Origin of the sequence: Pseudescherichia sp. (assembly GCF_031998825.1) — a bacterium.
Classification (GTDB): domain Bacteria; phylum Pseudomonadota; class Gammaproteobacteria; order Enterobacterales; family Enterobacteriaceae; genus Pseudescherichia.
Genome location: NZ_DAMACX010000005.1, coordinates 65,841 through 90,514, shown reverse-complemented (window position 1 = coordinate 90,514; position 24,674 = coordinate 65,841). Strand labels below are relative to the sequence as shown.

The window sequence follows — 24,674 nt, the reverse complement described above, 5'->3', positions numbered from 1 at the left end:
ATAACCAAATAAACAATAAGCCGTCGTGATGATTTTCCGGCGAGAAATGAAAAAGGCCGCATACGCGGCCTTTGATTCATAACTCTCTGAGATTCAGAGCCTATTAACGATGTTCAACGGCATGGCTGTGTTCAACATCTTCTGACTTGCGGCTAAAGCGGCGGCGCACCACCACAAAGAATACCGGAACAAAGAAGACGGCCAGAACGGTTGCCGTCACCATCCCACCCATAACGCCCGTACCTACGGCGTTCTGAGCACCAGAGCCTGCGCCAGTACTGATAACCAGCGGCATAACGCCGAGGATAAACGCCAGCGAGGTCATCAGGATAGGACGCAGACGCATACGTACCGCCTCCAGCGTCGCTTCGATCAGCCCTTTGCCCTCTTTTTCCATCAGATCTTTGGCGAATTCGACGATAAGTATCGCGTTCTTCGCCGACAGGCCAATGGTGGTCAGCAGGCCCACCTGGAAGTAAACGTCGTTACCCAGCCCGCGGAAGGTCGCCGCCAGCAGCGCACCGATGACCCCCAGCGGAACAACCAGCATGACCGAGAACGGAATCGACCAGCTCTCGTACAGCGCCGCCAGACAGAGGAAGACCACGATCAGCGAGATAGCGTACAGGGCAGGGGCCTGGTTACCAGAGAGACGTTCCTGATAGGACATGCCCGTCCAGTCGTAGCCTACACCCGCAGGCAGCGTGCCCGCCAGCTGCTCCATCAGATCCATCGCTTCACCGGTACTCTTGCCTGCACCCGCTTCACCGAGGATCTCCATTGATGGCAGACCGTTATAGCGCTCCAGACGCGGAGAGCCATACTCCCAGTGCGACGTAGAGAACGCCGAGAATGGCACCATCTGACCATCGCTGCCGCGCACGTACCAGTTATTGATATCGTTTGGCAGCATACGGTACTTAGCCTGTGACATCACGTATACCTTCTTCACGCGACCGCGGTCGATGAAGTCGTTAACGTAGCTACCGCCCCAGGCCGTACCCAGTGTGGTATTGATGTCGCTGATGGAGACACCCAGCGCCTGCGCTTTCTCCTGATCGATATCGATCTTGAACTGCGGCGTATCTTCCAGGCCGTTAGGACGTACGCCCACCAGCATGTCAGGGTGTTTCGCCACCTCGCCGAGCAGCTGGTTACGTGCCTGCATCAGCTTGTCATGGCCAAGGTTGCCCTGGTCAATCAGCTGGAAGTCGAAGCCGGTTGCCGTACCCAGCTCAACAATCGCCGGCAGGTTAAAGGCGAAGACCATCGCATCTTTAATCTGCGAGAAGTGTCCGCTGGCGCGGCCCGTAATGGCCGGAACCTTGTTCTCTTCCCCTGCACGCTCATCCCAGTTTTTCAGGGAGACGAATGCAATACCGGTGTTCTGCCCACGACCCGAGAAGCCGAAGCCGTTCACGCTAAACACGGAGTTAACGTTCGCTTTCTCTTCTTTCAGGTAGTAGTCCGTTACCTCATCGAGCACCTTCTGCGTACGCTCCTGAGTGGCACCCGCCGGTAGCTGCGCCATGGTGAGGAATACGCCCTGATCTTCATCTGGCAGGAACGAGGTTGGCAGACGGACAAACAGGAACGCCATGCCCGCAACGATGATGATATAGAGCAGCAGATAACGACCGGTGCTGCGCAGAATATTCCCTACGCTGTCGGTGTAGTGGTGCGTGCTCTTATCAAACATGCGGTTAAACCAGCCGAAGAAGCCTTTTTTGCCTTCGCCGTGGTCGCCTTTAGCGATCGGCTTCAGCATGGTGGCACAGAGGGCTGGCGTCAGGATCAGCGCCACGATCACCGACAGCACCATCGCCGAAACGATAGTAATCGAGAACTGGCGATAGATCGCACCGGTAGAGCCGCCGAAGAAGGCCATCGGGATAAATACCGCCGACAGCACCAGGGCAATACCCACCAGCGCACCCTGGATCTGGTCCATCGATTTCCGCGTCGCCTCTTTGGGCGGCAGACCCTCTTCGGCCATAACACGTTCGACGTTCTCTACCACCACGATGGCATCATCCACCAGCAGGCCGATGGCGAGTACCATACCGAACATGGTGAGGGTGTTTATCGAGTAGCCGAAGGCATTGAGGATCGCGAAGGTCCCCAGCAGCACCACCGGAACGGCAATCGTTGGGATCAGCGTTGCACGGAAGTTTTGCAGGAACAGGTACATGACCAGGAACACCAGTACGATCGCTTCGACCAGCGTTTTCACTACTTCGTTAATCGAGATTTTAACGAACGGCGTCGTATCGTACGGATAAACCACCTCAAGGCCTGCCGGGAAGGTCGGCTTCAGGGACTCAATGGTAGCGCGTACTGCCTCAGCGGTATCCAGGGCGTTAGCGCCGGTTGCCAGTTTGATCCCGAGACCGGACGCCGGCTGACCGTTGTACTTAGCGATAACGTCATAGTTCTCACCGCCCAGCTCAATCTCTGCCACGTCGCGCAGGCGAACCTGGGAGCCATCCTGGTTCACTTTCAGCAGAATTTTACCGAACTCTTCCGTGGAGGTGAGTCGGGTCTGGGCAATGATCGAGGCGTTCAGCTGCTGACCTTTCACCGGCGGCGTACCGCCGAGCTGGCCCGCAGCGACCTGGGCGTTCTGCGCTTTAATCGCGTTAATCACGTCAACCGGGGTAAGCTGGAAGTTGTTCAGCTTGTTCGGATCCATCCAGATACGCATCGCATACTGGGCACCGAACAGCTGTACGTCACCCACGCCCGCGGTACGGCTAACCGGATCTTTCACCGTCGCGCCCACGTAGTCGGCAATATCTTCCTGGGTCATCGAGCCATCGGTGTTGATCATCCCCAGCACCATCAGGAAGCTGCTGGAGGATTTCTCAACGCTGACGCCCTGCTGCTGCACTTCCTGCGGCAGCAGCGGCATGGCCAGCTGCAGTTTATTCTGCACCTGAACCTGCGCGATGTCCGCGTCGGTACCGGAGTTAAAGGTCAGCGTGATCTGTACCGTACCCGATGAGTCGCTGGTGGAGGACATATAGAGCAGGCCATCGATACCGTTCATGTTCTGTTCGATAACCTGCGTCACGGTATCCTGCACCGTTTTCGCATCAGCGCCGGGGTAGGTCGCTGAGACCGTCACTGCCGGTGGCGCAATCGAAGGATATTGCGCTATCGGCAAGTTGAGGATCGAGAGCGCCCCCGCCAGCATGATAATGATCGCGATAACCCATGCAAAAATGGGGCGATCGATAAAAAACTTAGACATGTCTTAACGGCTCCTGTTTAAGTTAAGACTTCGTTTGTTCTGACTGCGCGCCGGCTGCAGCTTGCTCTTTCTTGTCAGAAGCCTGATCGGTATTCACTTCCTGCACTTTTACCTGCGCGCCCGGCCGGACTTTCTGCAGGCCGGTGACAATCACGCGATCGCCATCTTTCAGACCGCCGGTAACCAGCCACTTATCGCCAATCGCCTGTGAAGTCTGTACCTGGCGGGTTTCAACCTTGTCGCCTTCGCCAACAACCATGGCGGAAGCTTCACCGCGCGGTGTGCGGGTGATGCCCTGCTGCGGAACCAGCAGCGCGTTCGGGTTCAGACCCTCTTCCAGACGGGCGCGGACAAACATGCCCGGCAGCAGAGTCTGGTCCGGGTTAGGGATGATAGCGCGCAGGGTAATGGAGCCGGTGGTTTCATCAACAGTGACGTCAGAGAACTCCAGCGTACCGGTCTGCGGGAAGGTTGCGCCGTCGTTGGTGAGCAGTTCGACTTTCGCTTTACCGTTCTCCTGCTTCAGGGTGCCTTTCTCCAGCTCCTGCTTCAGGCGCAGATAATCATTGCTGGACTGGGTCACATCCACATAGATCGGATCGAGCTGCTGCACGGTTGCCAGCGCGTTAGTCTGGCCGGTCTGTACCAGGGCACCCTCGGTTACCGACGACTTACCAATGCGGCCGCTGATAGGGGAGATCACTTTGGTATAGGCCAGGTTGATGCGCGCGGTTTCAACGGCGGCTTTGGCGGCCACGACTGAGGCATTTGCCTGCTGCGCTTCGGCCTGGGCGTTATCAAAGTCCTGCTGGCTGATGTACTTGGTGCCAATCAGGCTCTGGTAGCGTTTGAGGGTTACCTGAGCAATATTCGCGGCAGCCTGGGCGCGAGCTAAATCGCCTTTCGCGCTCTCATAAGAGGCTTGATAGGTTGCTGGATCGATCTGATAAAGCGAGACACCCGCTTCGACATCGCTGCCCTCGGTGAAGTTACGTTTTAAGATGATACCGCTGACCTGCGGTCTGACTTCAGCAACGCGATAGGCGCTGGTGCGGCCTGGCAGTTCAGTGGTCATCTGCAGAGGTTCGGATTTAAGTGTCACAATCCCAACTTCTGGCGCTTGCTGTGCTCCTTGTTGAGCCGGTTTATCATCACATCCTGTTAGCGCTAAGCTGCCCGAAAGCATCAGAACGGCCGCCAGAGGGGTAAATCCTCTGTTTTTGTTCATAGGTAAACCTCGAGTGTCCGATTTCAAATTGTTCAGTGGATCAAGCGCCCACAAACCCATTGCTGCGTTTATATTATCGTCATGCTATGGTACATACATTCATAAATGTATGTAAATCTGACTACCATAAAATCACCAACATATGGCACGAAAAACCAAACAACAGGCCCAGGAGACGCGTCAGCATATTTTAGATGTTGCTATGCGGCTGTTTTCAGCGCACGGCGTATCTAAAACGTCTCTTGCAGACATTGCGCAGGCAGCGGGTGTCACGCGTGGCGCAATTTATTGGCACTTCAAAAATAAGTCAGATTTATTTGGTGAAATTTGGCAGCTGTCAGAATCCAGTATTGGCGATCTCGAGCTTGAGTATCAGGCAAAATTTCCTGATGATCCACTCTCCGTTTTGCGCGAAATTTTGGTCTATATCCTTGAAGCAACGGTAGTCGAAGAGCGCCGCCGTTTAATGATGGAGATAATTTTCCATAAATGTGAGTTTGTCGGCGAAATGACCATTGTGCAACAGGCACAGCGTAATTTATGCCTCGAAAGTTACGATCGTATTGAACAGACGCTCAGCCACTGCATTAAAGCAAAAATGCTGCCCGCGAATCTGCTCACCCGCCGGGCGGCTATTCTGATGCGCAGCTATATCTCCGGCATTATGGAGAACTGGCTCTTCTCGCCACAAACGTTTGATCTTAAAAAAGAAGCCCGCGACTACGTTGCTATCCTGCTGGAGATGTTTCAGCTCTGCCCGACGATGCGCGCAAAGAGCGACGTGCTCTGCGCCTAATTTCTCTTCACTGTGCCAGGAAATATCCTGGAGGCTATGCGCATTGCTATGTTGTCCCAGACGGGCGTGATATTCTCTGCGCGTGGCCAGTCCCGGCCCGCTTTCCCGTAAAGAAACCATTCATCTAAAAATTATGCTGCACTTCATACGCTCGCAAAATCCGCTATCTGCTTTTGCTCTGATGCTGGTGCTTGTCGCAAGCCTGTTTTCGACGGCTTCGCAGGCCCGTGCCAGTACCGATCTGCCCGGCCGGGCAGAGGTGCAAAGCCAGCTTGATGCGCTAAATAAGCAAAAAGATCATACCCCACAGGATAAGCTCGTCATTGACGATCTGACACAAACGCTGGACACCCTCGACAAGCTCGAGCGGGTCAAGCAGGAGACCACCCAGCTTCGTCAGAAGGTTGCTCAGGCGCCGGATAAGATGCGCGAGGCGACGGACGGGCTAAATGCGCTGAGCGATAAAGACAACGATGACGAAACGCGCAAAACGCTGGCAACGCTGTCGCTGCGCCAGCTGGAGTCGCGCGTCTCGCAGCTGTTGGACGATCTCCAGACCGCGCAGAACGATCTGGCGACCTATAACAGCCAGCTGGTGGCGCTGCAAACCCAGCCGGAGCGGGTGCAGAATGCCATGTACACCGCCTCGCAGCAGCTGCAGCAGATCCGTAACCGCCTGAACGGCACTGGAGCAGGGGAGGGGGCCTTGCGTCCGACCCAGCAGACGCTGCTGCTGGCCCAGCAGGCGCTGCTGAATGCCGAGATTGACCAGCTGCGTAAAAGCCTTGAAGGCAACACCACCCTGCAGGATACCCTGCAGAAGCAGCGCGACTACGTGACGGCCAACAGCAACCGTCTGGAGCATCAGCTTCAGCTCTTGCAGGAGGCGGTCAACAGCAAACGCCTCACGCTGACCGAAAAAACGGCCCAGGAGGCAGTTACGCCGGATGAGACCGCGCGTATCCAGGCCAATCCGCTGGTGAAACAGGAGCTGGATCTCAACCACCAGCTCAGCCAGCGGCTGATTGACGCCACGGAAAACGGCAACGCGCTGGTACAGCAGAATATTAAAGTTAAAAACTGGCTCGATCGCGCCCTGCAGTCCGAGCGCAATATCAAAGAGCAGATCTCGGTGCTGAAGGGGAGCCTGCTGCTGTCGCGCATTCTCTACCAGCAGCAGCAGACGCTGCCCTCCGCCGACGAGCTGGCGGATATGACTAACCGCATCGCCGACCTGCGTCTTGAACAGTTTGAGATCAACCAGCAGCGCGATGCCCTGTTCCAGAGCGACGCCTTCGTCGGCAAGCTGGAGGAGGGGCACGAGAGCGAGGTGAACGGTGAGGTGCACGATGCGCTGCTGCAGGTGGTCGATATGCGCCGTGAGCTGCTCGATCAGCTCAACAAGCAGCTCGGCAACCAGCTGATGATGGCGATTAACCTGCAGGTTAACCAGCAGCAGCTGATGAGCGTCTCTAAAAGCCTGCAAGAGGTGCTGACCCAGCAGATCTTCTGGGTAAACAGCAACAAGCCGATGGACTGGGAGTGGGTGAAAGCCTTCCCGCAGGCGGTTAAAGAGCAGTTCCGCACCATGAAGATCACCGTGAACTGGGAGAAAGCCTGGCCTGCGGTGGCGATTGCGTTTCTGGCCGGGCTGCCGCTGCTGCTGATCGCGGGCCTGATTCGCTGGCGTCTGCGCTGGCTGAAGCAGTACCAGGCCCGGCTGGCGGACGAGGTGGGCCAGCTGCGTAACGACAGCCAGGGCCATACGCCGAAGGCGATCCTCATCGACCTGATCCGCGCGCTGCCGGTCTGCCTGCTGATCCTCGCGGCAGGTTTGGTCCTGCTTACCATGCAGCTTAACATTAGCGAGCTGCTGTGGGCCTTCAGTAAAAAGCTGGCGCTCTTCTGGCTGGTGTTCGGCCTGTGCTGGAAGGTGCTGGAGAAAAACGGCGTCGCGGTGACCCACTTCTCTATGCCTGCGGAGCTGACCAGCCACTGGCGTCGGCAGATCGTGCGCGTCAGCCTGGCATTGCTGCCGCTGCACTTCTGGTCGGTGGTCTCCGAGCTGTCGCCGCTGCATCTGATGGACGACGTCACCGGGCAGATTGTGATTTTCCTCAACCTGCTGGTAATTAGCATTCTGATGTGGCCGATGTGCCGCGATAGCTGGCGCGATAAGGAGTCACATGCTCTGCGCCTGCTGACCGTTACCGTGCTCTCCATCGTGCCGCTGGCGCTGATGGTGCTGACGGCGACCGGGTACTTCTACACCACGCTGCGCCTCTCTGGCCGCTGGATCGAGACCGTCTATCTGGTGATTATCTGGAACTTGCTCTACCAGACGGTGCTGCGCGGGCTTAGCGTGGCGGCGCGTCGCATCGCCTACCGCCGTGCGCTGGCCCGTCGGCAGAACCTGGTGAAAGAGGGGGCTGAAGGCGCGGAGCCGCAGGAGGAGCCGACCATCGCTCTTGAGCAGGTCAACCAGCAGACGCTGCGTATTACCATGCTGGTGATGGTGGCGCTGTTTGGTGTCGTCTTCTGGGCAATCTGGTCCGATTTGATCACTGTGTTTGCCTACCTCGACAGCATTACGCTCTGGCACTACAACGGCATGGAAGCGGGGGCCAGCGTGGTGAAAAGCGTCACCATGGGTAGCCTGCTGTTTGCCATCATCGCGGCGATGGTGGCCTGGGCGCTGATCCGCAACCTGCCGGGTCTGCTGGAGGTGCTGGTGCTCTCGCGCCTGAAGATGCGCCAGGGGGCCTCCTATGCCATCACCACTATTCTCAACTATGTGATTATCGCCGCCGGGGCGATGACGGTATTCGGTTCGCTGGGTGTATCGTGGGATAAACTTCAGTGGCTGGCGGCTGCGCTGTCGGTCGGTCTCGGTTTCGGCTTGCAGGAGATTTTCGGTAACTTTGTTGCCGGTATCATTATCCTGTTCGAACGCCCGGTACGCATCGGCGATACGGTGACGATCGGCACCTTCTCCGGAACGGTCAACAAGATCCGCATCCGTGCCACGACCATTACCGATTTTGACCGCAAAGAGGTGATCATTCCGAACAAGGCCTTCGTAACCGAGCGCCTGATCAACTGGTCGCTCTCCGATACTATCACCCGCGTGGTGGTACGGCTCGGGGTGGCCTACGGCTCCGATCTCGATAAGGTGAAGGAGGTGCTGTTGAAGGCGGCGATGGATCATCCGAAGGTGATGCACGATCCGGAACCGGCGGTCTTCTTTACGACCTTTGGCCCGAGCACCCTGGATCACGAGCTGCGCCTCTACGTGCGCGAGCTGCGGGATCGCAGCTACACCGTGGATGAACTGAACCGCACCATCGATCGTCTGTGCCGCGAGAACGGCATCGACATTGCGTTTAACCAGCTGGAAGTGCACCTGCGCAATGCGAAGGGTGAGGAGCTGACCGAGGTGAAGCGCGACCTGAACGGCGACGATCCAACACCTTCCATCGCCTGATGCGGCTCTAAGAACGTCTATCCTGAAGCGGGACTTTTTTCTCAAAGTCCCGCTTTACTATCTCCAGCGCCTTCAGCACTGTTTCCGGCGCGATAGCGTGCTCCTCCAGCAGCATAATCAGATCTACCGCCAGCTTGACCTCTTCCGGCGCATTTTCCAGCGACATAGTAACTCCTGTTATTCCCTAGCGCGTTAACCGGGCCAGTACGTTCTCAATTCGCGCCAGCGCATGGCGACAGCGGGCCAGCCTACCCTCCAGCGCCACCACTTCTCGCTGTAAATTTTGCTGCTCCTCAAAACCGGTGGCTCTGGCGAGCAGCAGCTCGCGGGCCTGTTTCATCTCCTGCAGGCGACGCTCATACTGCTGGTGCTGTAGCCGCTGGCGCTGCCATTTGGTCACTGCCGGCGAGGCGCTGTCCCACTGCCGTAGCGACCATGTGGCCGTTTCTCGGGTAAGGGCAGCGAGCTGCGACGAGAGATGCTCCGCCAGCCAGGCCACCTGCGGCAGCTGCCCGGCATTAACCGCGTGGCGCAGCGCAGCCAGATTATGGTCGGCCTCGTCCAGGCAGGCTCGCATTAATGTGCTGCGGGTCTGGAACAGATGGCGGTCAAAGCGTGCGCTAACGGTGGCGTGGTGGGCCAGCGGCGCGGCCCGCTCGCGCAGGGAGGCGAGCTGTTTCTCCAGCGAATCTAAAAGCAAAACCGTTTTCAACAATCTTTCCCCTGTATTCATCGGGGCTATGTTACATTAGCCAAAAAGCCCGATAACGATCCCATTATGCAACGTACTCTGTTAATTATCACCGGCTGGCTGGCGGTTGCGCTCGGCACGCTCGGCGTGGTGCTGCCGGTATTGCCTACAACGCCCTTTATTCTGTTAGCCGCCTGGTGCTTTGCTCGCTCCTCACCGCGATTTCACGCCTGGTTGCTCTATCGCTCCTGGTTTGGTAGCTATCTGCGCCACTGGCAGCAGTATCGTGCCATGCCCCGCGGCGCAAAACCTCGGGCTATCGCGGTTATCTTATTGACGTTCGCGATCTCATTATGGCTGGTCAAGCTGATGTGGGTACGTTTTCTGCTGCTGGCGATCCTCGCCTGCCTGCTAATATTTATGTGGCGCATTCCGGTAGTTGATGAGGTTGTTGATGAAAAGCAACAAAAGCAGTGAAGCGCACTCAAGCTTATTGCATTTGTCCCGTTCTGCCAGTACATTCGACCGTTTTCGAGCACGGGCACGTTTGGTTAAATGTTAAACAATAGTTACATGACCCGCAAAGCGTGCAGTGAGTATGACCGTTTCTAGCAGGCAAAAATCCATGACAGCAACTGCGCAGCAGCTTGAGTATTTAAAAGACAGCATTAAAAGCATTCAGGACTATCCGAAACCGGGGATCCTGTTCCGGGATGTCACCAGTTTGCTGGAAGATCCGAAAGCGTATGCTCTTAGCATTGAACTGCTGGTCGCGCGTTTCAAAGACGCAGGCATTACCAAAGTGGTCGGTACCGAAGCCCGTGGCTTCCTGTTTGGCGCGCCGGTCGCCCTGGCGATGGGCGTCGGCTTTGTGCCGGTGCGTAAGCCGCGTAAGCTGCCGCGTGAAACCATCGCCGAGAGCTATGAGCTGGAGTACGGCACCGACCAGTTAGAGATCCACGTCGATGCTATCAAGCCGGGCGATAAAGTGCTGGTGGTGGACGATCTGCTGGCGACCGGCGGCACCATTGAAGCCACCGTTAAGCTGATCCGCCGCCTGGGTGGTGAAGTGACCGACGCAGCCTTTATTATCAACCTGTTTGATATCGGTGGCGAAGAGCGTCTCGCGAAGCAGGGTATCACCTGCTACAGCCTGGTCCCGTTCCCGGGCCACTGATTACCATCCGTCAGTACACAGTCTCGCTGTTAGGGCGAGGCTGTGGTAGCATTGCCCCTCGTATATCCACCTTCCAGCGTTCCAGAGCCTGCCCATGAGTTATCAGGTCTTAGCCCGTAAGTGGCGACCACAAACTTTTGCTGACGTCGTCGGTCAGGAGCATGTGCTGACTGCACTGGCGAACGGCTTATCGTTAGGACGCATTCATCATGCGTATCTCTTTTCCGGCACCCGCGGCGTCGGAAAGACCTCTATTGCCCGTTTGCTGGCGAAGGGGCTGAACTGCGAGACCGGCATCACCGCAACGCCGTGCGGCGTGTGCGACAACTGTCGCGAAATCGAGCAGGGGCGCTTTGTCGATCTGATTGAGATCGACGCCGCCTCGCGTACCAAAGTTGAGGATACCCGCGACCTGCTGGATAACGTCCAGTACGCGCCGGCCCGTGGCCGCTTCAAAGTCTACCTGATAGACGAAGTGCATATGCTGTCGCGCCACAGCTTCAACGCCCTGCTGAAGACGCTCGAAGAGCCGCCAGCGCACGTGAAGTTCCTGCTGGCGACTACCGATCCGCAGAAGCTGCCGGTGACCATCCTCTCCCGCTGCTTACAATTTCATCTCAAGGCGCTGGACGTGGAGCAGATCCGCCAGCAGCTTGAGCATATTCTCGACGAAGAGAAGATCCATCACGAGCCGCGCGCGTTGCAGCTGCTGGCACGCGCCGCCGACGGCAGCCTGCGTGACGCCCTCAGCCTGACCGATCAGGCGATTGCCAGCGGCGACGGCCAGCTTACCACTCAGGCGGTGAGCCAGATGCTCGGCACGCTGGATGACGATCAGGCGCTGTCGCTGATTGAGGCGCTGGTGGAGGCCAACGGCGAGCGCGTAATGGCGCTGGTCAACGAGGCCGCTGCCCGTGGCGTGGAGTGGGAGGCGCTGCTGGTTGAGATGCAGACCCTGCTGCACCGCATTGCCATGGTTCAGCTCTCGCCCTCCGCGCTCGGCAGCGATATGGCGGCTATTGAGCAGCGCCTGCGCGAGCTGGCGCGCACCGTGCCGCCGGGCGACGTCCAGCTCTATTACCAGACCATGCTGATTGGCCGCAAAGAGCTGCCGTTTGCACCTGACAGGCGGATGGGTATTGAGATGACCCTGCTGCGTGCCCTGGCGTTCCATCCGCGTATGCCGCTGCCGGAGCCGAGCGTGCCGACCCAGGACTTCTCTCCTGTGGCACCCACGGCGGTGCTGACCCCGGAGCAGGTGCCGCCATCTCCGCCCCCCGCGCCGCCGCGTAGCGATGCGCCGCTGTCGGACACCACCAGCCAGGTGCTGGCCGCCCGCAGTCAGCTGCAGCGTGCCCAGGGAGCGACCAAAGCAAAAAAGAGTGAACCGGCAGCGGCAACCCGCACGCGGCCGGTGAATAACGCTGCGCTTGAGCGGCTGGCATCGGTTACCGAGCGCGTCCAGGCGCGTCCGGCCGCCGCCGCCCAGCAGCAAGCGCCGGTAAAAAAAGAGGCCTACCGCTGGAAGACCACCCTGGTCACTGAAGAGGTGAAGGAGGTTGTCGCCACGCCGAAGGCGCTGAAGAGAGCCCTTGAGCATGAGCGGACGCCGGAGCTGGCGCAAAAGCTGGCCGAAGAGGCCATCACCCGCGATCCGTGGGCGGCAGAGGTGAGTCGGCTCAGTTTGCCTAAACTGGTTGAACAGGTAGCGCTTAACGCGTGGAGAGAGCAGGAGGGGAGCCGGATCTGCCTGCACCTGCGCACTACCCAGCGGCACCTTAACTCCCCCGGTACGCTAAAAGTTTTAGGTGAGGCACTTAACGCCCTGTACGGTTCAGCGGTTGAAGTGTCTATCATTGAAGATGATAATCCCGCGATGCGCACTCCGCTGGAGTGGCGTCAGGCGATTTACGAAGAGATGCTTGCGCAGGCGCGCGAGTCGATTATTGCGGATAGCAACATCCAGACCCTGCAACGATTCTTCGATGCGGATCTGGACGAAGAGAGCATTCGCCCTATTTGATCGTGAGTTTGACTTACGATTGTCATTTTTAACGTGAATGAAGAGAGAAGCCTATGTTTGGTGGTAAAGGCGGTCTGGGTAACCTGATGAAACAGGCCCAGCAGATGCAAGAGAAGATGCAGCAGATGCAGGAAGAGATTGCGAAGCTGGAAGTGACCGGTGAATCCGGTGCCGGTCTGGTGAAGGTCACCATCAACGGCGCGCACAACTGCCGTCGCGTGGAGATCGACCCAAGCCTGCTGGAAGACGACAAAGATATGCTGGAAGATCTTGTTGCTGCGGCCTTCAACGATGCGGCGCGTCGTATTGAAGAGACCCAGAAAGAGAAGATGGCAGGCGTCTCCTCCGGTATGCAGCTGCCGCCGGGCTTTAAGATGCCGTTCTAATGCAGACCAGTCCGCTGCTGACGCAGCTTATGGAAGCCCTGCGCTGCCTGCCGGGCGTTGGCCCAAAATCGGCGCAGCGCATGGCCTTTACGCTCCTGCAGCGCGATCGCAGCGGCGGGATGCGCCTTGCCCAGGCCCTGACGCGGGCGATGTCGGAGATTGGCCACTGTGCCGACTGCCGTACCTTCACCGAGCAGGAGGTGTGTAACATCTGCTCGAACCCGCGTCGCCAGGAGAACGGCCAGATCTGCGTGGTGGAGAGTCCGGCGGACATCTACGCCATTGAGCAGACCGGGCAGTTCTCCGGCCGCTACTTCGTGCTGATGGGGCACCTGTCACCCCTCGACGGCATCGGCCCGAACGATATCGGTCTCGACCGACTGGAGCAGCGGCTGGAGCGTGAGCAGTTGAAAGAGGTGATCCTCGCCACCAATCCCACGGTGGAAGGGGAGGCGACCGCCAACTATATCGCCGAGCTGTGCGGGCAGTATGGCGTTGATGCCAGCCGTATCGCTCACGGCGTGCCGGTGGGCGGCGAGCTGGAGATGGTCGACGGCACGACGCTCTCCCACTCGCTGGCCGGACGCCACAAGATCCGCATTTCGTGAAAAAAACGGGGGCATTTTTCTGCCCCCGCTTGAAATCCTTCCGCCATATCCCCATCTTCCCCTCAACACCAAATGGCATTGTTGAGGTATTTTTTCGATGAAAGGACAAGAAACACGCGGCTTCCAGTCAGAAGTAAAACAGCTTCTGCATCTGATGATCCATTCTCTCTACTCCAACAAAGAGATCTTCCTGCGTGAGCTTATCTCTAACGCCTCGGATGCGGCAGACAAGCTGCGTTTCCGTGCGTTGTCAAAACCCGAGCTGTACGAGGGTGACGGTGAGCTACGCGTGCGCGTCTCCTTTGATAAAGAGAAGCGTACCCTGACCATTGCCGACAACGGTATTGGTATGAACCGCGACGAAGTGATTGACCATCTGGGTACGATTGCTAAATCCGGCACCAAAGCATTTCTTCAGTCGATGGGCTCCGACCAGGCAAAAGACAGCCAGCTGATCGGCCAGTTCGGCGTCGGCTTCTACTCGGCGTTTATCGTTGCTGATAAAGTGACCGTGCGCACCCGCGCAGCGGGCGAGAGCGCAGAGAACGGCGTGTTCTGGGAATCCGCAGGCGAGGGCGACTACACCGTTGCCGATATCACCAAAGAGGATCGCGGGACCGAAATTACTCTGCACCTGCGTGAAGGCGAAGATGACTTCCTCAACGACTGGCGCGTGCGCTCGATCATTAGCAAATACTCCGACCATATCGCGCTGCCGGTAGAGATCGAGAAGCACGATGAGCAGGATGGCGAAACCGTCATCAGCTGGGAGAAGATCAACAAGGCCCAAGCGCTCTGGACCCGCAGCAAGTCCGAAATCAGCGACGACGAATACAAAGAGTTCTACAAGCATATTGCCCACGACTTCACCGATCCGCTGGCCTGGAGCCACAATCGCGTAGAGGGCAAGCAGGAGTACACCAGCCTGCTCTACATTCCGGCGCAGGCACCGTGGGATATGTGGAACCGCGATCACAAGCACGGCCTGAAGCTCTACGTACAGCGCGTCTTCATCATGGACGAGGCCGAGCAGTTCATGCCGAACTACCTGCGTTTCGTGCGCGGCCTGATCGACTCCAACGATCTGCCGTTGAACGTCTCCCGTGAGATCCTGCAGGACAGCTCCGTCACCCGCAACCTGCGTAGCGCCCTCACCAAACGTGCCCTGCAGATGCTTGAGAAGCTGGCTAAAGATGACGCCGAGAAGTATCAGGGCTTCTGGAAACAGTTCGGCCTGGCGCTGAAAGAGGGCCCGGCGGAGGACAGTGCGAACCAGGAGGCGATTGCCAAACTGCTGCGCTTTGCCTCGACCCATACCGACTCCTCTGAGCAGACGGTGGCGCTGGCGGACTACGTCTCCCGCATGAAAGAGGGCCAGGAGAAGATCTACTACATCACTGCCGACAGCTACGCCGCTGCGAAGAGCAGCCCGCACCTGGAGCTGCTGCGTAAGAAAGGTATCGAAGTGCTGCTGCTCTCCGATCGCATCGATGAGTGGATGATGAGCTATCTCACCGAATTCGACGGCAAATCCTTCCAGTCGGTGGCGAAAGCCGATGAGTCGCTGGATAAACTCAACGACGAGGTAGACGAAAGCGCGAAAGAGGCCGAAAAAGCCCTTGAGCCGTTCGTTGAGCGCGTGAAAACCCTGCTGGGCGATCGTGTGAAAGAGGTACGCTTTACCCACCGTCTGACCGATACGCCGGCGATCGTCACCACCGACAACGATGAGATGAGCACCCAGATGGCGAAGCTGTTTGCCGCTGCGGGCCAGGCCGTACCGGAAGTGAAGTACATCTTTGAACTTAATCCAGACCACGTTCTGGTGAAGCGCACCGCCGATATCCAGGACGAAGCGCAGTTCAAAGCATGGATCGAACTGCTGCTGGATCAGGCCCTGTTTGCCGAGCGCGGCACGCTGGAGGATCCTAACCAGTTTATCCGTCGCATGAACCAGCTGCTGGTTTCTTAACCTCTCTCCGCTCCGTTCCCTCTTACCCCCTGGTAGGAGGGAACGATTCAGCTGCTCAACTTCCCGCCGAACCCGCCTGCATAAGCCTCGCTTCCTTGTGGTGATACTGACTTTAGTGGTATGGTTTTCGCTTCAAACAACGTTGTATACCTGTCATTAATTATCTGGGTATAAAAATTTAAACGTAGAGGAATTACGCAATGCGTATCATTTTGCTCGGCGCTCCGGGCGCAGGTAAAGGCACTCAGGCTCAGTTCATCATGGAGAAATACGGTATTCCGCAGATCTCCACCGGTGACATGCTGCGCGCCGCGGTTAAATCTGGCAGCGAGCTGGGCAAACAGGCTAAAGACATCATGGATGCTGGCAAGCTGGTGACTGACGAGCTGGTTATCGCGCTGGTGAAAGAGCGTATCGCCCAGGAAGATTGCCGCAACGGTTTCCTGCTGGACGGTTTCCCGCGCACCATTCCTCAGGCTGATGCAATGAAGGAAGCCGGTATCAACGTTGACTATGTGCTGGAGTTCGACGTACCGGATGAGCTGATTGTCGATCGCATCGTAGGCCGCCGCGTTCACGCTGCCTCTGGCCGCGTTTACCACATTAAATACAATCCGCCGAAGGTAGAAGGTAAAGACGACGTGACTGGCGAAGAGCTGAGCACCCGTAAAGACGATCAGGAAGAGACCGTGCGTAAGCGTCTGGTGGAGTACCATCAGCTGACCGCGCCGCTGATCGGCTACTACCAGAAAGAAGCCGAAGCCGGCAACACCAAATACGCGAAGGTTGATGGCACCCAGGCCGTCAGCGCCGTTCGCGCCGAGCTGGAAAAGATCCTCGGTTAAAACGCTTATCCCCGGTGCCTGCGCCGGGGATGTTCTTCCCCATTTCCCCCCAAGCTTTTCCCTTTCGCAGCAATGGGTTTCGTTTACGCCCGTTTCAGTTACAATTCTCTCAGTTAATTTCTTAAGCTTAAATGAATACGAGGCGCGAATGAGTCACGCTAAAACCGGCATCCTGCTGGCGAATCTGGGTACACCCGATGCTCCCACCCCCGCAGCGGTCAAACGCTATCTTCGCCAGTTTCTCAGCGATCGACGCGTAGTGGATACCCCACGCCTGCTGTGGTGGCCGCTGCTGCGCGGCGTGATCCTACCGATTCGTTCTCCGCGCGTGGCGAAGCTCTATCAATCCGTGTGGATGGAGGAGGGGTCGCCGCTGATGGTTTATAGCCGTCGACAGCAGCAGGCGCTGGCTGCCCGGCTGGCTGACGTGCCGGTGGCGCTGGGGATGAGCTACGGCTCGCCCTCGCTGGAGAGTGCGGTAGATGAGCTGATCTCTCAGGACGTAGAGCACATTGTGGTTCTGCCGCTCTATCCGCAGTACTCCTGCTCGACCGTGGCCGCCGTCTGGGACGAGCTGGGACGTATTCTGCAACGCAAGCGCAGCATTCCCGGTATCTCATTGATCCGTGACTATGCCGACAACCGGTCGTACATCGACGCGCTGGCTAACAGCGTGCGGGCCTCCTTTGCCCGCCACGGCGAGCCGGATCTGCTCCTGCTCTCCTATCACGGCATTCCTCAGCGCTACGCCGAAGAGGGTGACGTTTATCCTCAGCGCTGCCGCGATACCACTCGCGAGCTGGTTTCGGCCCTCGGCGTGCCGCCGGAGAAGGTGATGATGACCTTCCAGTCGCGCTTTGGCCGCGAGCCGTGGCTGACGCCCTATACCGACGAAACGCTGAAGATGCTCGGCGAGAAGGGCGTGAAGCATATTCAGGTCATCTGTCCGGGCTTCTCTTCCGACTGTCTGGAGACGCTGGAGGAGATTGCGGTGCAGAACCGGGAATTTTTCCTCGAAGCGGGCGGGGAGAAATATGAATATATTCCGGCGCTTAATGATTCTGCCGATCATATCGACATGATGCTGGACCTGACGGCCCCCTACCGCTAATCGCGCCCGGTGCCGGGAGTGTGCTACCATTCCCGGCCCAATTGGTTATTCATAATAAACGCGCATGAAATTTCCCGGTAAACGCAAATCCAAACACTATTTCCCTGTTAACGCCCGCGATCCGCTTCTGCAGCAGATCCAACCGGAGAGCGATGCCAGCGCCTCCTGGGTGGTCGGTATCGATCAGACGCTGGTGGATATTGAAGCGAAGGTGGACGATGCGTTTATCGAGCGCTATGCCCTCAGCGCCGGGCACTCGCTGATCATCAGCGACGAGGCTGCCGACGCGCTCTATAAAGAGCTGGTCCGCGACAATCTCATCACCCACCAGTTTGCCGGTGGCACCATCGGTAACACCATGCACAACTACTCTGTGCTGGCGGATGACCGCTCGGTGCTGCTGGGCGTCATGTGCAGCAACGTGGAGATCGGCGGCTACGCCTATCGTTACCTCTGCAACACCTCCAGCCGGACCGACCTTAACTACCTGCAGGGCGTTGACGGGCCGATTGGCCGCTGCTTTACGCTGATCGGCGAGGCGGGGGAGCGCACCTTTGCTATCAGCCCTGGCTATATGAACCAGCTGCGTCCGGAGAGCATTCCCGAGTCGGTGATCGCCGGGGCCTCCGCGCTGGTGCTCTCCTCCTATCTGGTACGCTGCAAGCCCGGTGAGCCGATGCGTGAGGCGACCATGAAGGCGGTAGAGTACGCCAAAAAGCACAACGTACCGGTGGTGCTGACCCTCGGCACCAAGTACGTGATTGCCGATAATCCAGAGTGGTGGCGCGACTTCCTCAAAGAGAACGTCTCAATTTTGGCGATGAACGAGGAGGAGGCCGAGGCGCTGACCGGGCTGAGCGATCCGCTGCTGGCCTGCGATAAGGCGCTGGACTGGGTTGACCTTGTACTCTGCACCGCCGGTCCGGTGGGGCTGTACATGGCAGGCTTTACCGAGGAGTCGGCGAAGCGTAAGACCCAGCATCCGCTGCTGCCGGGGGCCATCGCCGAGTTTAACCAGTACGAGTTTAGCCGGGCGATGCGTCACCAGGACTGTGAACAGCCGCTGCGTATCTTCTCCCACATTGCGCCGTACATGGGTGGGCCGGAGAAGATCATGAATACCAACGGCGCGGGCGATGGCGCACTGGCCGCGCTGCTGCACGATATCACGGCTAATAACTTCCACCGCAGCAACGTACCGAACTCCAGCAAGCACAACTATGCCTGGCTGACCTACTCGTCGCTGGCTCAGGTGTGTAAATACGCTAACCGCGTCAGCTACCAGGTACTGAACCAGCACTCGCCGCGCCTGACGCGCGGCCTGCCGGAGCGGGAAGATAGCCTGGAAGAGGCCTACTGGGAGCGCTAATCGTTAATAAATAGCCCGCCGACGGCGGGCTAGAATGTCTCTGTTAAAGGCACGGATCTTATTTAGCGGCAGCGTAAAGAAATGAAAAAATCCCGATAAACAGAGTGGGGTTATGCCAGAATAGGGCCGTGTTTAACTACTGAGGACAATTTTTCATCCACACTGAGGAAAAGCAACAACGTGGATAAGTTGTAAAATTATGAACAAGATGTTCGCACCCATGATTATTATTCGCTCCTGCCTTCACACCGTATCCCACTGTTCGATCTGCGACCAGCACTGGCGCTCTACGCTATAGATCCGTTCTCTCCTTTACTCACAATTTAATTTCACTCTGCCAACACGCTTATTTTGCGTGGCGGATATCTATTTCTCATTAAGGAGAGAAATCATGCGCTACTGGATTTTATTAGCCCTGGCCATCGTGGCTGAAATAATTGGCACGCTGTCAATGAAATGGGCCAGCGTCAACGATGACAAGGCAGGATTTATTTTTATGCTGGTCATGATTGCACTGTCATATATTTTCCTGTCGTTTGCCGTTAAACGCATTGCCCTCGGCGTCGCCTATGCCATCTGGGAAGGGCTGGGTATTTTATTGATTACGCTGTTTAGCGTGATGCTGTTTGATGAAACCCTATCGGCGATGAAAGTCGTGGGCTTAGTCACCCTGGTCACAGGTGTTGCGCTGATCAAATCCGGCACGCTGGCACGTAAGGAGCAGCAGCATGACTACGTTTAATATGGTGCATATTGCCTGGCTGGCGCTGGCGATTGGTTTAGAGATCGTTGCCAACATCGCCCTTAAATACTCCAATGGCTTTCGCCGACCTCTGCACGGCGTAGTGTCCCTTGTCGCCGTACTGGCCGCGTTTAGTGCCCTGTCGCAGGCGGTAAAAGGTATCGATCTCTCCGTAGCCTATGCGCTATGGGGCAGTTTTGGCCTGGTCGCTACCGTGGCAGCGGGTTGGGTGCTGTTTGGTCAGCGGCTAAACCGAATTGGCTGGCTGGGTGTAACGTTGCTAACCGCAGGCGTGGTGCTCATCAAGCTGGCCTGATGAAAAATGCGCAGGCCCCTATGACGATCGTGAAAGTTCTTCATGTTGAATGAAATTAAATCACTTTTACTCACGCAGTGACTCAGGCATAAAGTGATCATGTTATTAACAATAGATCATGCAGATTACGATGAATAATGCGATTACATTTAACGTGAAGAGCCTTCGCTTCGACGAGAATTATAATCCCTCGGAGAGCACGCGCATCACCACCAACTTTGCTAATTTAGCGAGAGGTGAGAAACGCCAGGATAATTTGCGCAATGCCTTAACGATGATCGACAATCGGTTCAACGCGCTGGCGCACTGGGACAACCCCAGAAGCGATCGCTACGCGGTTGAGTTGGACATCATCTCCGCTGAAATGAATATTGCGGTTGAAGGCAAGCGCACTATTTTCCCCGTAATTGAGGTGTTGAAAACCACTATTGTCGATCGTAAAACGGATATGCGCATTGAGGGGATCGTAGGCAATAACTTCTCCTCTTACGTGCGTGACTATGACTTTAGCGTCCTGCTGTCCGAGCATAACAAAAACGGCGCAGGATTTAGCACCCCGGATAACTTTGGCGATCTGCACGGCAACATATTTAAGCGGTTTGTTGAGTCAGACTGCTATAAAGAGAACTTCAAAAAAGCGCCGGTGATCTGCTTAAGCGTATCGAGTAAAAACGTCTATCAGCGGACGGGCAATCAGCATCCTGTACTGGGCATTGAGTATCAGCAGGACAGCGCCTCCCTGACCGATCGCTATTTTGCCAAAATGGGGCTGCAGGTACGCTTTTTTATGCCGCAGGGCAGCGTTGCGCCGTTGGCGTTCTATTTTGCAGGCGATCTGCTGCGTGACTACAGCGATCTGGAGCTTATCAGCACCATCAGTACGATGGAGACATTCCAGAAGATCTACCGGCCGGAGATCTATAACGCTAACTCAGCGGCAGGACATATCTATCAGCCCAGCCTGAACTACCGGGACTACTCGTTAACGCAAATTGTTTACGATCGAGAAGAGCGCAGCAGGTTAGCGATTGAGCAAGGACGGTTTACCGAAGAGCACTTTATCAAACCTTACCAAATCCTGCTTGAGCAATGGTCTGCTCATCCCGCTCTTTGATTAACTAAAAATATAAGGTCACCTGCTATGAAAAAATTATTACCGACGTCTACCGCGGGCAGCTTGCCTAAACCGGCCTGGCTTGCCCAACCTGAGACCCTGTGGTCCCCCTGGAAATTACAGGGTGACGAGCTGATCGAGGGCAAGCAGGATGCGCTGCGGTTGGGACTACAAGAGCAAGAGCAGGCGGGGATTGATATCGTCAGCGACGGCGAACAAACTCGACAGCACTTCGTCACGACCTTTATTGAGCACCTTAGCGGCGTTGATTTTGAGAAACGTGAGATCGTTAAAATCCGCAATCGTTATGATGCCAGCGTACCGTCCGTAGTGGGTGAGGTAAGCCGCCAAAAGCCGGTGTTTGTAGAGGATGCCAAATTCTTGCGTCAGCAAACCGATCGACCGATTAAATGGGCCTTGCCGGGGCCGATGACGATGATCGATACGCTGTACGATGGCCACTACAAAAGCCGTGAAAAACTGGCCTGGGAATTTGCCAAAATTCTTAACCAGGAAGCGAAAGAGCTGGAAGCTGCCGGGGTTGATATCATTCAGTTTGATGAGCCCGCATTTAATGTCTTTTTTGATGAGGTCAATGACTGGGGCATTGCTGCATTAGAAAGAGCTATTGAAGGACTCCAGTGCGAAACCGCCGTGCATATCTGCTATGGTTACGGCATCAAAGCCAATACCGACTGGAAAAAGACGCTGGGCTCCGAGTGGCGTCAATATGAAGAGATCTTCCCCAAGCTGCAAAAATCTAACATCGATATCGTCTCCCTGGAGTGTCAAAACTCTCACGTGCCGATGGATCTCATTGAGTTGATTCGCGGTAAGAAAGTGATGATTGGGGCGATTGATGTGGCAACCAATACCATTGAAACACCGGAAGAGGTCGCCGATACGCTGCGGAAAGCACTTCAGTTTGTCGATGCCGACAAGCTCTATCCCTGCACCAACTGCGGCATGACCCCGCTGTCTCGCCGGGTGGCCAGAGGCAAGCTCAACGCCTTAAGCGCGGGTGCAGAGATTGTTCGCAGAGAACTGCTGGCTAAATAATTTCATCACCAAGTAAAAACGCCCTGGTCAAGGCGACCAGGGTTAAAATAATGACTTATTCGTTACCAGCATCAACGCCTCACGCAAAATACTCTGCTGTACCTCTCCAGATGAGAGCTTCATTCTGACAATCAGCACCAGCTGAATTTCTTTAAATGTCAGACTCTTACCAGACTTAAGCAACTCTGCTGATATGGCTCCGATCGCCTCTTCCGGACTGGCATACTCTGGCTGTAAAACAATCGCTGCGGCGCTATGTTCTGCTTCAACCAGAATTTGACAAGTGATTGTATCCCCTGAATTTTCATGGGTTATTTTATTCATGGCGTGCCTTAACTGCATTGGCAAGCGGGCCATTCGTCCTCGAATAACGCTGCTTATATTTGATATCTGTGCCGCCAATGCCGTGAGAAATCCTTGCGAACTATCGCACACTAGCGCTATCGAGCGCGCCGCATTTGGCTAGATGAAAACATGTGAGAGCTGCTTAATCAGCTCATTGGAGATGAGGTGCACCCGCATCGATTCAGGGGCATCAAACCTGCTAGAGGATGTGGCCTGGACGATCACCAGACATATCTATCCTAACATCTTTCCTGACCCGCAGTTAACTCTTTACATATTGTTTAAAATCGATGCTTTCGATGCGAGGCCAGCGTCGCTCTGACGCACCACCGCTATATTTGTATTAAACAACAGGCGGGGGAAACCTATGTTTGAGGGATTTACGCATACAACAATACGCGTTTCAGAAGCAGAGCTTAATGTGCGCTATGGCGGAAATGGGCCTCCCGTTTTGCTGCTGCACGGGCATCCCCGAACCCACGCAACCTGGTCAAAAGTGGCTCCGGAGCTTGCTAAATCATTTACCGTCATATGCCCTGATTTGCGTGGTTTTGGCCGCTCATCCAAACCTGTCGACCAGCCTGACCATGCGGGGTCTTCTAAGAGAGCGAAGGCAAAAGATTGCGTTGAGTTGATGAGCCAGCTGGGTTTCGAACAGTTTTCCCTGGTTGGACACGACAGAGGAAGTTACACAGCCTACCGGGCCGCTCTTGATTACCCGCAACGAATTACTCGCCTTGCCGTACTGGACTGCATCCCCATACTTGAAGCACTCAACCGATGTAACGAGAAATTTGCCAGGCAGTGGTATCACTGGTTTTTCTTTGCACAACCAGAAAAACCCGAGCGGGCAATTCTGGCCGATCCGGACAAATGGTATGGAGGGCAGCCGAAAGCAATGGGTGATGAAGAGTACGTTGAGTTCAGGCGAGCCATACACGATCCCGAAACGGTACATGGGATGCTCGAAGACTACCGGGCGGGTTTATCCATAGATAAGGAGCATGAGCTTGAGGACCGTCAGCACGGACGCATGATTACATGTCCGACGCTCTGCTTATGGTCGAAATATGATGATCTGGAAGAGATATATGGCGACATCGTTGGTATCTGGAAAAGCTGGGCAAAAGATGTTCGGGGCAAAGCAATAAGCAGCGGCCACCATATGGCCGAAGAGGCTCCAGAAGACGTTGCCGCCGAACTCCGGCATTTCCTGCTGTCCTCCGTTGAGGATCATAGCGTAAACCGCTGTCGCTAATCGATCATCCACTATACTGACCATTGAGGCTGTAACCTACATACGAGGTTGCGCACGGTTAATTACCTGTCGCCAACCTTACCCATGACCATCAGGAGAACAAAATGCAAAAGAGTCAAACCTTGAAAAAGCTGCTAGCCGTATCAGCAGTAGCAGCTATGTTCATCTCTGTCGGCGTGCAAGCCCAGACGCAGACCAGCACCATGCAGAGTGACGCCACAGGCCAGACCGCATCGAATACTAAGCTTAGCGCTGGCGACGAAAAAGCCTTGAAGGACATGGCGCAGGCCAATATCAACGAAATCGCTGCGGCTAAGATCGCGCTGACCAAGGCCCAAAGCAGCGAAGTTAAAGCATTCGCTCAGAAGATGGTCGACGATCACGGCGCTGCGCTGACCAAAGTACAGACCACCGCCCAGCAAAAAGGCGTGACGCTGCCAACTGAGCCAGACGCCATGCACAAGACGATGGCTGCCCAACTGGAAAAGCAGAGCGGCGACGCGTTTGACAAAATGTATATGGAAAACGCCGGCACCAAAGACCACGAGATGGTGCTAGCGAAGCTGAAAAGTGACGCCAGTATGATCAAGGATGCGGATGTGAAGGCTCTGGCCGACGCGCATACGCCGGTCGTTGAGCAGCACCTGAAATCTGCCCAGCAGATAAATAAATAGGATGTTCGATAGGCAGATGTTCTGGTGCAAAAGTGAACATCTGGTCTGCATAACAGAGTGGGGCGCGAGACCCCGCTCTGTTTGCATTGATGTGATGTCAAACGGCTATCCAGGAAGTGCGTACACATTGTTCAGTACACCGCTGCCATATTGATTGTAAATGCTTCTCGTTACGCTTTCTTTATCTGGCTTCTTCAACCAGGCTTCTTACTCCAAAAGATGT

At 56.1% G+C, this 24,674-nt stretch carries 22 protein-coding genes and 1 other annotated feature; of the genes, 17 read left to right on the top strand and 5 right to left on the bottom strand.

Translation table 11 applies throughout. The features are described 5' to 3' along the window. Positions 1–103: 103 nt before the first annotated feature. The gene (gene acrB, locus RTP97_RS03930) at positions 104–3,253 is read right to left on the bottom strand and encodes a multidrug efflux RND transporter permease subunit AcrB (protein ID WP_312411127.1); all 3,150 of its coding nucleotides are present in this window, start codon (positions 3,251–3,253) and stop codon (positions 104–106) included. 22 nt (positions 3,254–3,275) lie between these two features. Then, positions 3,276–4,481: a multidrug efflux RND transporter periplasmic adaptor subunit AcrA gene (acrA, locus tag RTP97_RS03925; RefSeq protein WP_312411125.1), complete on the bottom strand. Its 1,206-nt coding sequence runs from the start codon at positions 4,479–4,481 to the stop codon at positions 3,276–3,278. A 142-nt stretch (positions 4,482–4,623) separates the two neighbouring features. Here acrA and acrR point away from each other — a divergent pair, with 142 nt between their 5' ends. Together acrR and mscK are read left to right on the top strand one after the other, a co-directional pair. Then, positions 4,624–5,277 carry a multidrug efflux transporter transcriptional repressor AcrR gene (gene acrR / locus RTP97_RS03920; protein WP_312411122.1) on the top strand — a complete coding sequence of 218 codons (654 nt, stop codon included), beginning with the start codon at positions 4,624–4,626 and terminating at the stop codon, positions 5,275–5,277. 181 nt (positions 5,278–5,458) lie between these two features. After that, positions 5,459–8,761: a mechanosensitive channel MscK gene (gene mscK / locus RTP97_RS03915; RefSeq protein WP_409455921.1), complete on the top strand. Its 3,303-nt coding sequence runs from the start codon at positions 5,459–5,461 to the stop codon at positions 8,759–8,761. Between the two features lie 7 nt (positions 8,762–8,768). Here the strand turns inward: mscK and rsmS are convergent, their stop codons facing one another. Both rsmS and priC read right to left on the bottom strand, forming a co-directional pair. After that, positions 8,769–8,927 carry a pleiotropic regulatory protein RsmS gene (rsmS, locus tag RTP97_RS03910; RefSeq protein WP_312211225.1) on the bottom strand — a complete coding sequence of 53 codons (159 nt, stop codon included), beginning with the start codon at positions 8,925–8,927 and terminating at the stop codon, positions 8,769–8,771. 18 nt (positions 8,928–8,945) lie between these two features. Continuing rightward, positions 8,946–9,473 carry a primosomal replication protein N'' gene (gene priC, locus RTP97_RS03905; RefSeq protein ID WP_312411119.1) on the bottom strand — a complete coding sequence of 176 codons (528 nt, stop codon included), beginning with the start codon at positions 9,471–9,473 and terminating at the stop codon, positions 8,946–8,948. Between the two features lie 66 nt (positions 9,474–9,539). Here priC and RTP97_RS03900 point away from each other — a divergent pair, with 66 nt between their 5' ends. From RTP97_RS03900 to RTP97_RS03840, 13 genes are all read left to right on the top strand, one after another. Then, the gene (locus tag RTP97_RS03900; protein ID WP_312411118.1) at positions 9,540–9,929 is read left to right on the top strand and encodes a DUF454 family protein; all 390 of its coding nucleotides are present in this window, start codon (positions 9,540–9,542) and stop codon (positions 9,927–9,929) included. A 148-nt stretch (positions 9,930–10,077) separates the two neighbouring features. Continuing rightward, positions 10,078–10,629 (top strand): adenine phosphoribosyltransferase, encoded by a 552-nt coding sequence (apt, locus tag RTP97_RS03895; protein ID WP_312411117.1) that lies wholly within the window; start codon positions 10,078–10,080, stop codon positions 10,627–10,629. Positions 10,630–10,723: 94 nt separating this feature from the next. Then, positions 10,724–12,652: a DNA polymerase III subunit gamma/tau gene (gene dnaX / locus RTP97_RS03890; RefSeq protein ID WP_312411115.1), complete on the top strand. Its 1,929-nt coding sequence runs from the start codon at positions 10,724–10,726 to the stop codon at positions 12,650–12,652. Beyond that, positions 11,985–12,049 (top strand) — a sequence feature (DnaX frameshifting element). It overlaps the preceding gene by 65 nt. Before the next feature lie 53 nt (positions 12,653–12,705). Continuing rightward, on the top strand, positions 12,706–13,038 hold the full coding sequence (locus RTP97_RS03885; RefSeq protein WP_042391656.1) for a YbaB/EbfC family nucleoid-associated protein: 333 nt from the start codon (positions 12,706–12,708) through the stop codon (positions 13,036–13,038). Next, positions 13,038–13,646, top strand: coding sequence for a recombination mediator RecR (recR, locus tag RTP97_RS03880; RefSeq protein WP_042391660.1), 609 nt, complete (start codon positions 13,038–13,040; stop codon positions 13,644–13,646). The genes RTP97_RS03885 and recR overlap by 1 nt, the downstream gene beginning before the upstream one ends. A gap of 97 nt (positions 13,647–13,743) precedes the next feature. Then, entirely contained in the window at positions 13,744–15,618 is a 1,875-nt protein-coding gene (gene htpG, locus RTP97_RS03875) for a molecular chaperone HtpG (RefSeq protein WP_312411111.1), read from the top strand. A 200-nt stretch (positions 15,619–15,818) separates the two neighbouring features. Further along, positions 15,819–16,463 carry an adenylate kinase gene (gene adk / locus RTP97_RS03870; RefSeq protein ID WP_312411109.1) on the top strand — a complete coding sequence of 215 codons (645 nt, stop codon included), beginning with the start codon at positions 15,819–15,821 and terminating at the stop codon, positions 16,461–16,463. 148 nt (positions 16,464–16,611) lie between these two features. Next, entirely contained in the window at positions 16,612–17,574 is a 963-nt protein-coding gene (hemH, locus tag RTP97_RS03865; RefSeq protein WP_312411106.1) for a ferrochelatase, read from the top strand. A 64-nt stretch (positions 17,575–17,638) separates the two neighbouring features. Beyond that, positions 17,639–18,943: an inosine/guanosine kinase gene (locus tag RTP97_RS03860; protein WP_312411103.1), complete on the top strand. Its 1,305-nt coding sequence runs from the start codon at positions 17,639–17,641 to the stop codon at positions 18,941–18,943. Positions 18,944–19,334: 391 nt separating this feature from the next. Beyond that, positions 19,335–19,685 carry a multidrug/spermidine efflux SMR transporter subunit MdtJ gene (mdtJ, locus tag RTP97_RS03855; protein WP_312411100.1) on the top strand — a complete coding sequence of 117 codons (351 nt, stop codon included), beginning with the start codon at positions 19,335–19,337 and terminating at the stop codon, positions 19,683–19,685. Then, a complete protein-coding gene (gene mdtI / locus RTP97_RS03850; RefSeq protein WP_312411097.1) occupies positions 19,672–20,001 on the top strand; it encodes a multidrug/spermidine efflux SMR transporter subunit MdtI in 330 nt (109 codons plus the stop codon). The genes mdtJ and mdtI overlap by 14 nt, the downstream gene beginning before the upstream one ends. Positions 20,002–20,131: 130 nt before the next feature. Continuing rightward, positions 20,132–21,115, top strand: a complete 984-nt coding sequence (locus tag RTP97_RS03845) for a DUF1852 domain-containing protein (protein WP_312411094.1) — start codon at positions 20,132–20,134, stop codon at positions 21,113–21,115. A 27-nt stretch (positions 21,116–21,142) separates the two neighbouring features. Further along, a complete protein-coding gene (locus RTP97_RS03840) occupies positions 21,143–22,174 on the top strand; it encodes a methionine synthase (protein WP_312211243.1) in 1,032 nt (343 codons plus the stop codon). 42 nt (positions 22,175–22,216) lie between these two features. On the opposite strand, the gene RTP97_RS03835 is transcribed toward RTP97_RS03840, so the two are convergent. Continuing rightward, on the bottom strand, positions 22,217–22,498 hold the full coding sequence (locus tag RTP97_RS03835; RefSeq protein WP_312411092.1) for a biofilm development regulator YmgB/AriR family protein: 282 nt from the start codon (positions 22,496–22,498) through the stop codon (positions 22,217–22,219). Positions 22,499–22,886: 388 nt separating this feature from the next. On the opposite strand from RTP97_RS03835, the gene RTP97_RS03830 reads away from it, so the two are divergent. Together RTP97_RS03830 and RTP97_RS03825 are read left to right on the top strand one after the other, a co-directional pair. After that, the gene (locus RTP97_RS03830) at positions 22,887–23,777 is read left to right on the top strand and encodes an alpha/beta hydrolase (protein ID WP_312411090.1); all 891 of its coding nucleotides are present in this window, start codon (positions 22,887–22,889) and stop codon (positions 23,775–23,777) included. Positions 23,778–23,881: 104 nt separating this feature from the next. Beyond that, positions 23,882–24,451: a DUF4142 domain-containing protein gene (locus RTP97_RS03825; RefSeq protein ID WP_312411088.1), complete on the top strand. Its 570-nt coding sequence runs from the start codon at positions 23,882–23,884 to the stop codon at positions 24,449–24,451. Positions 24,452–24,674: the final 223 nt, after the last annotated feature.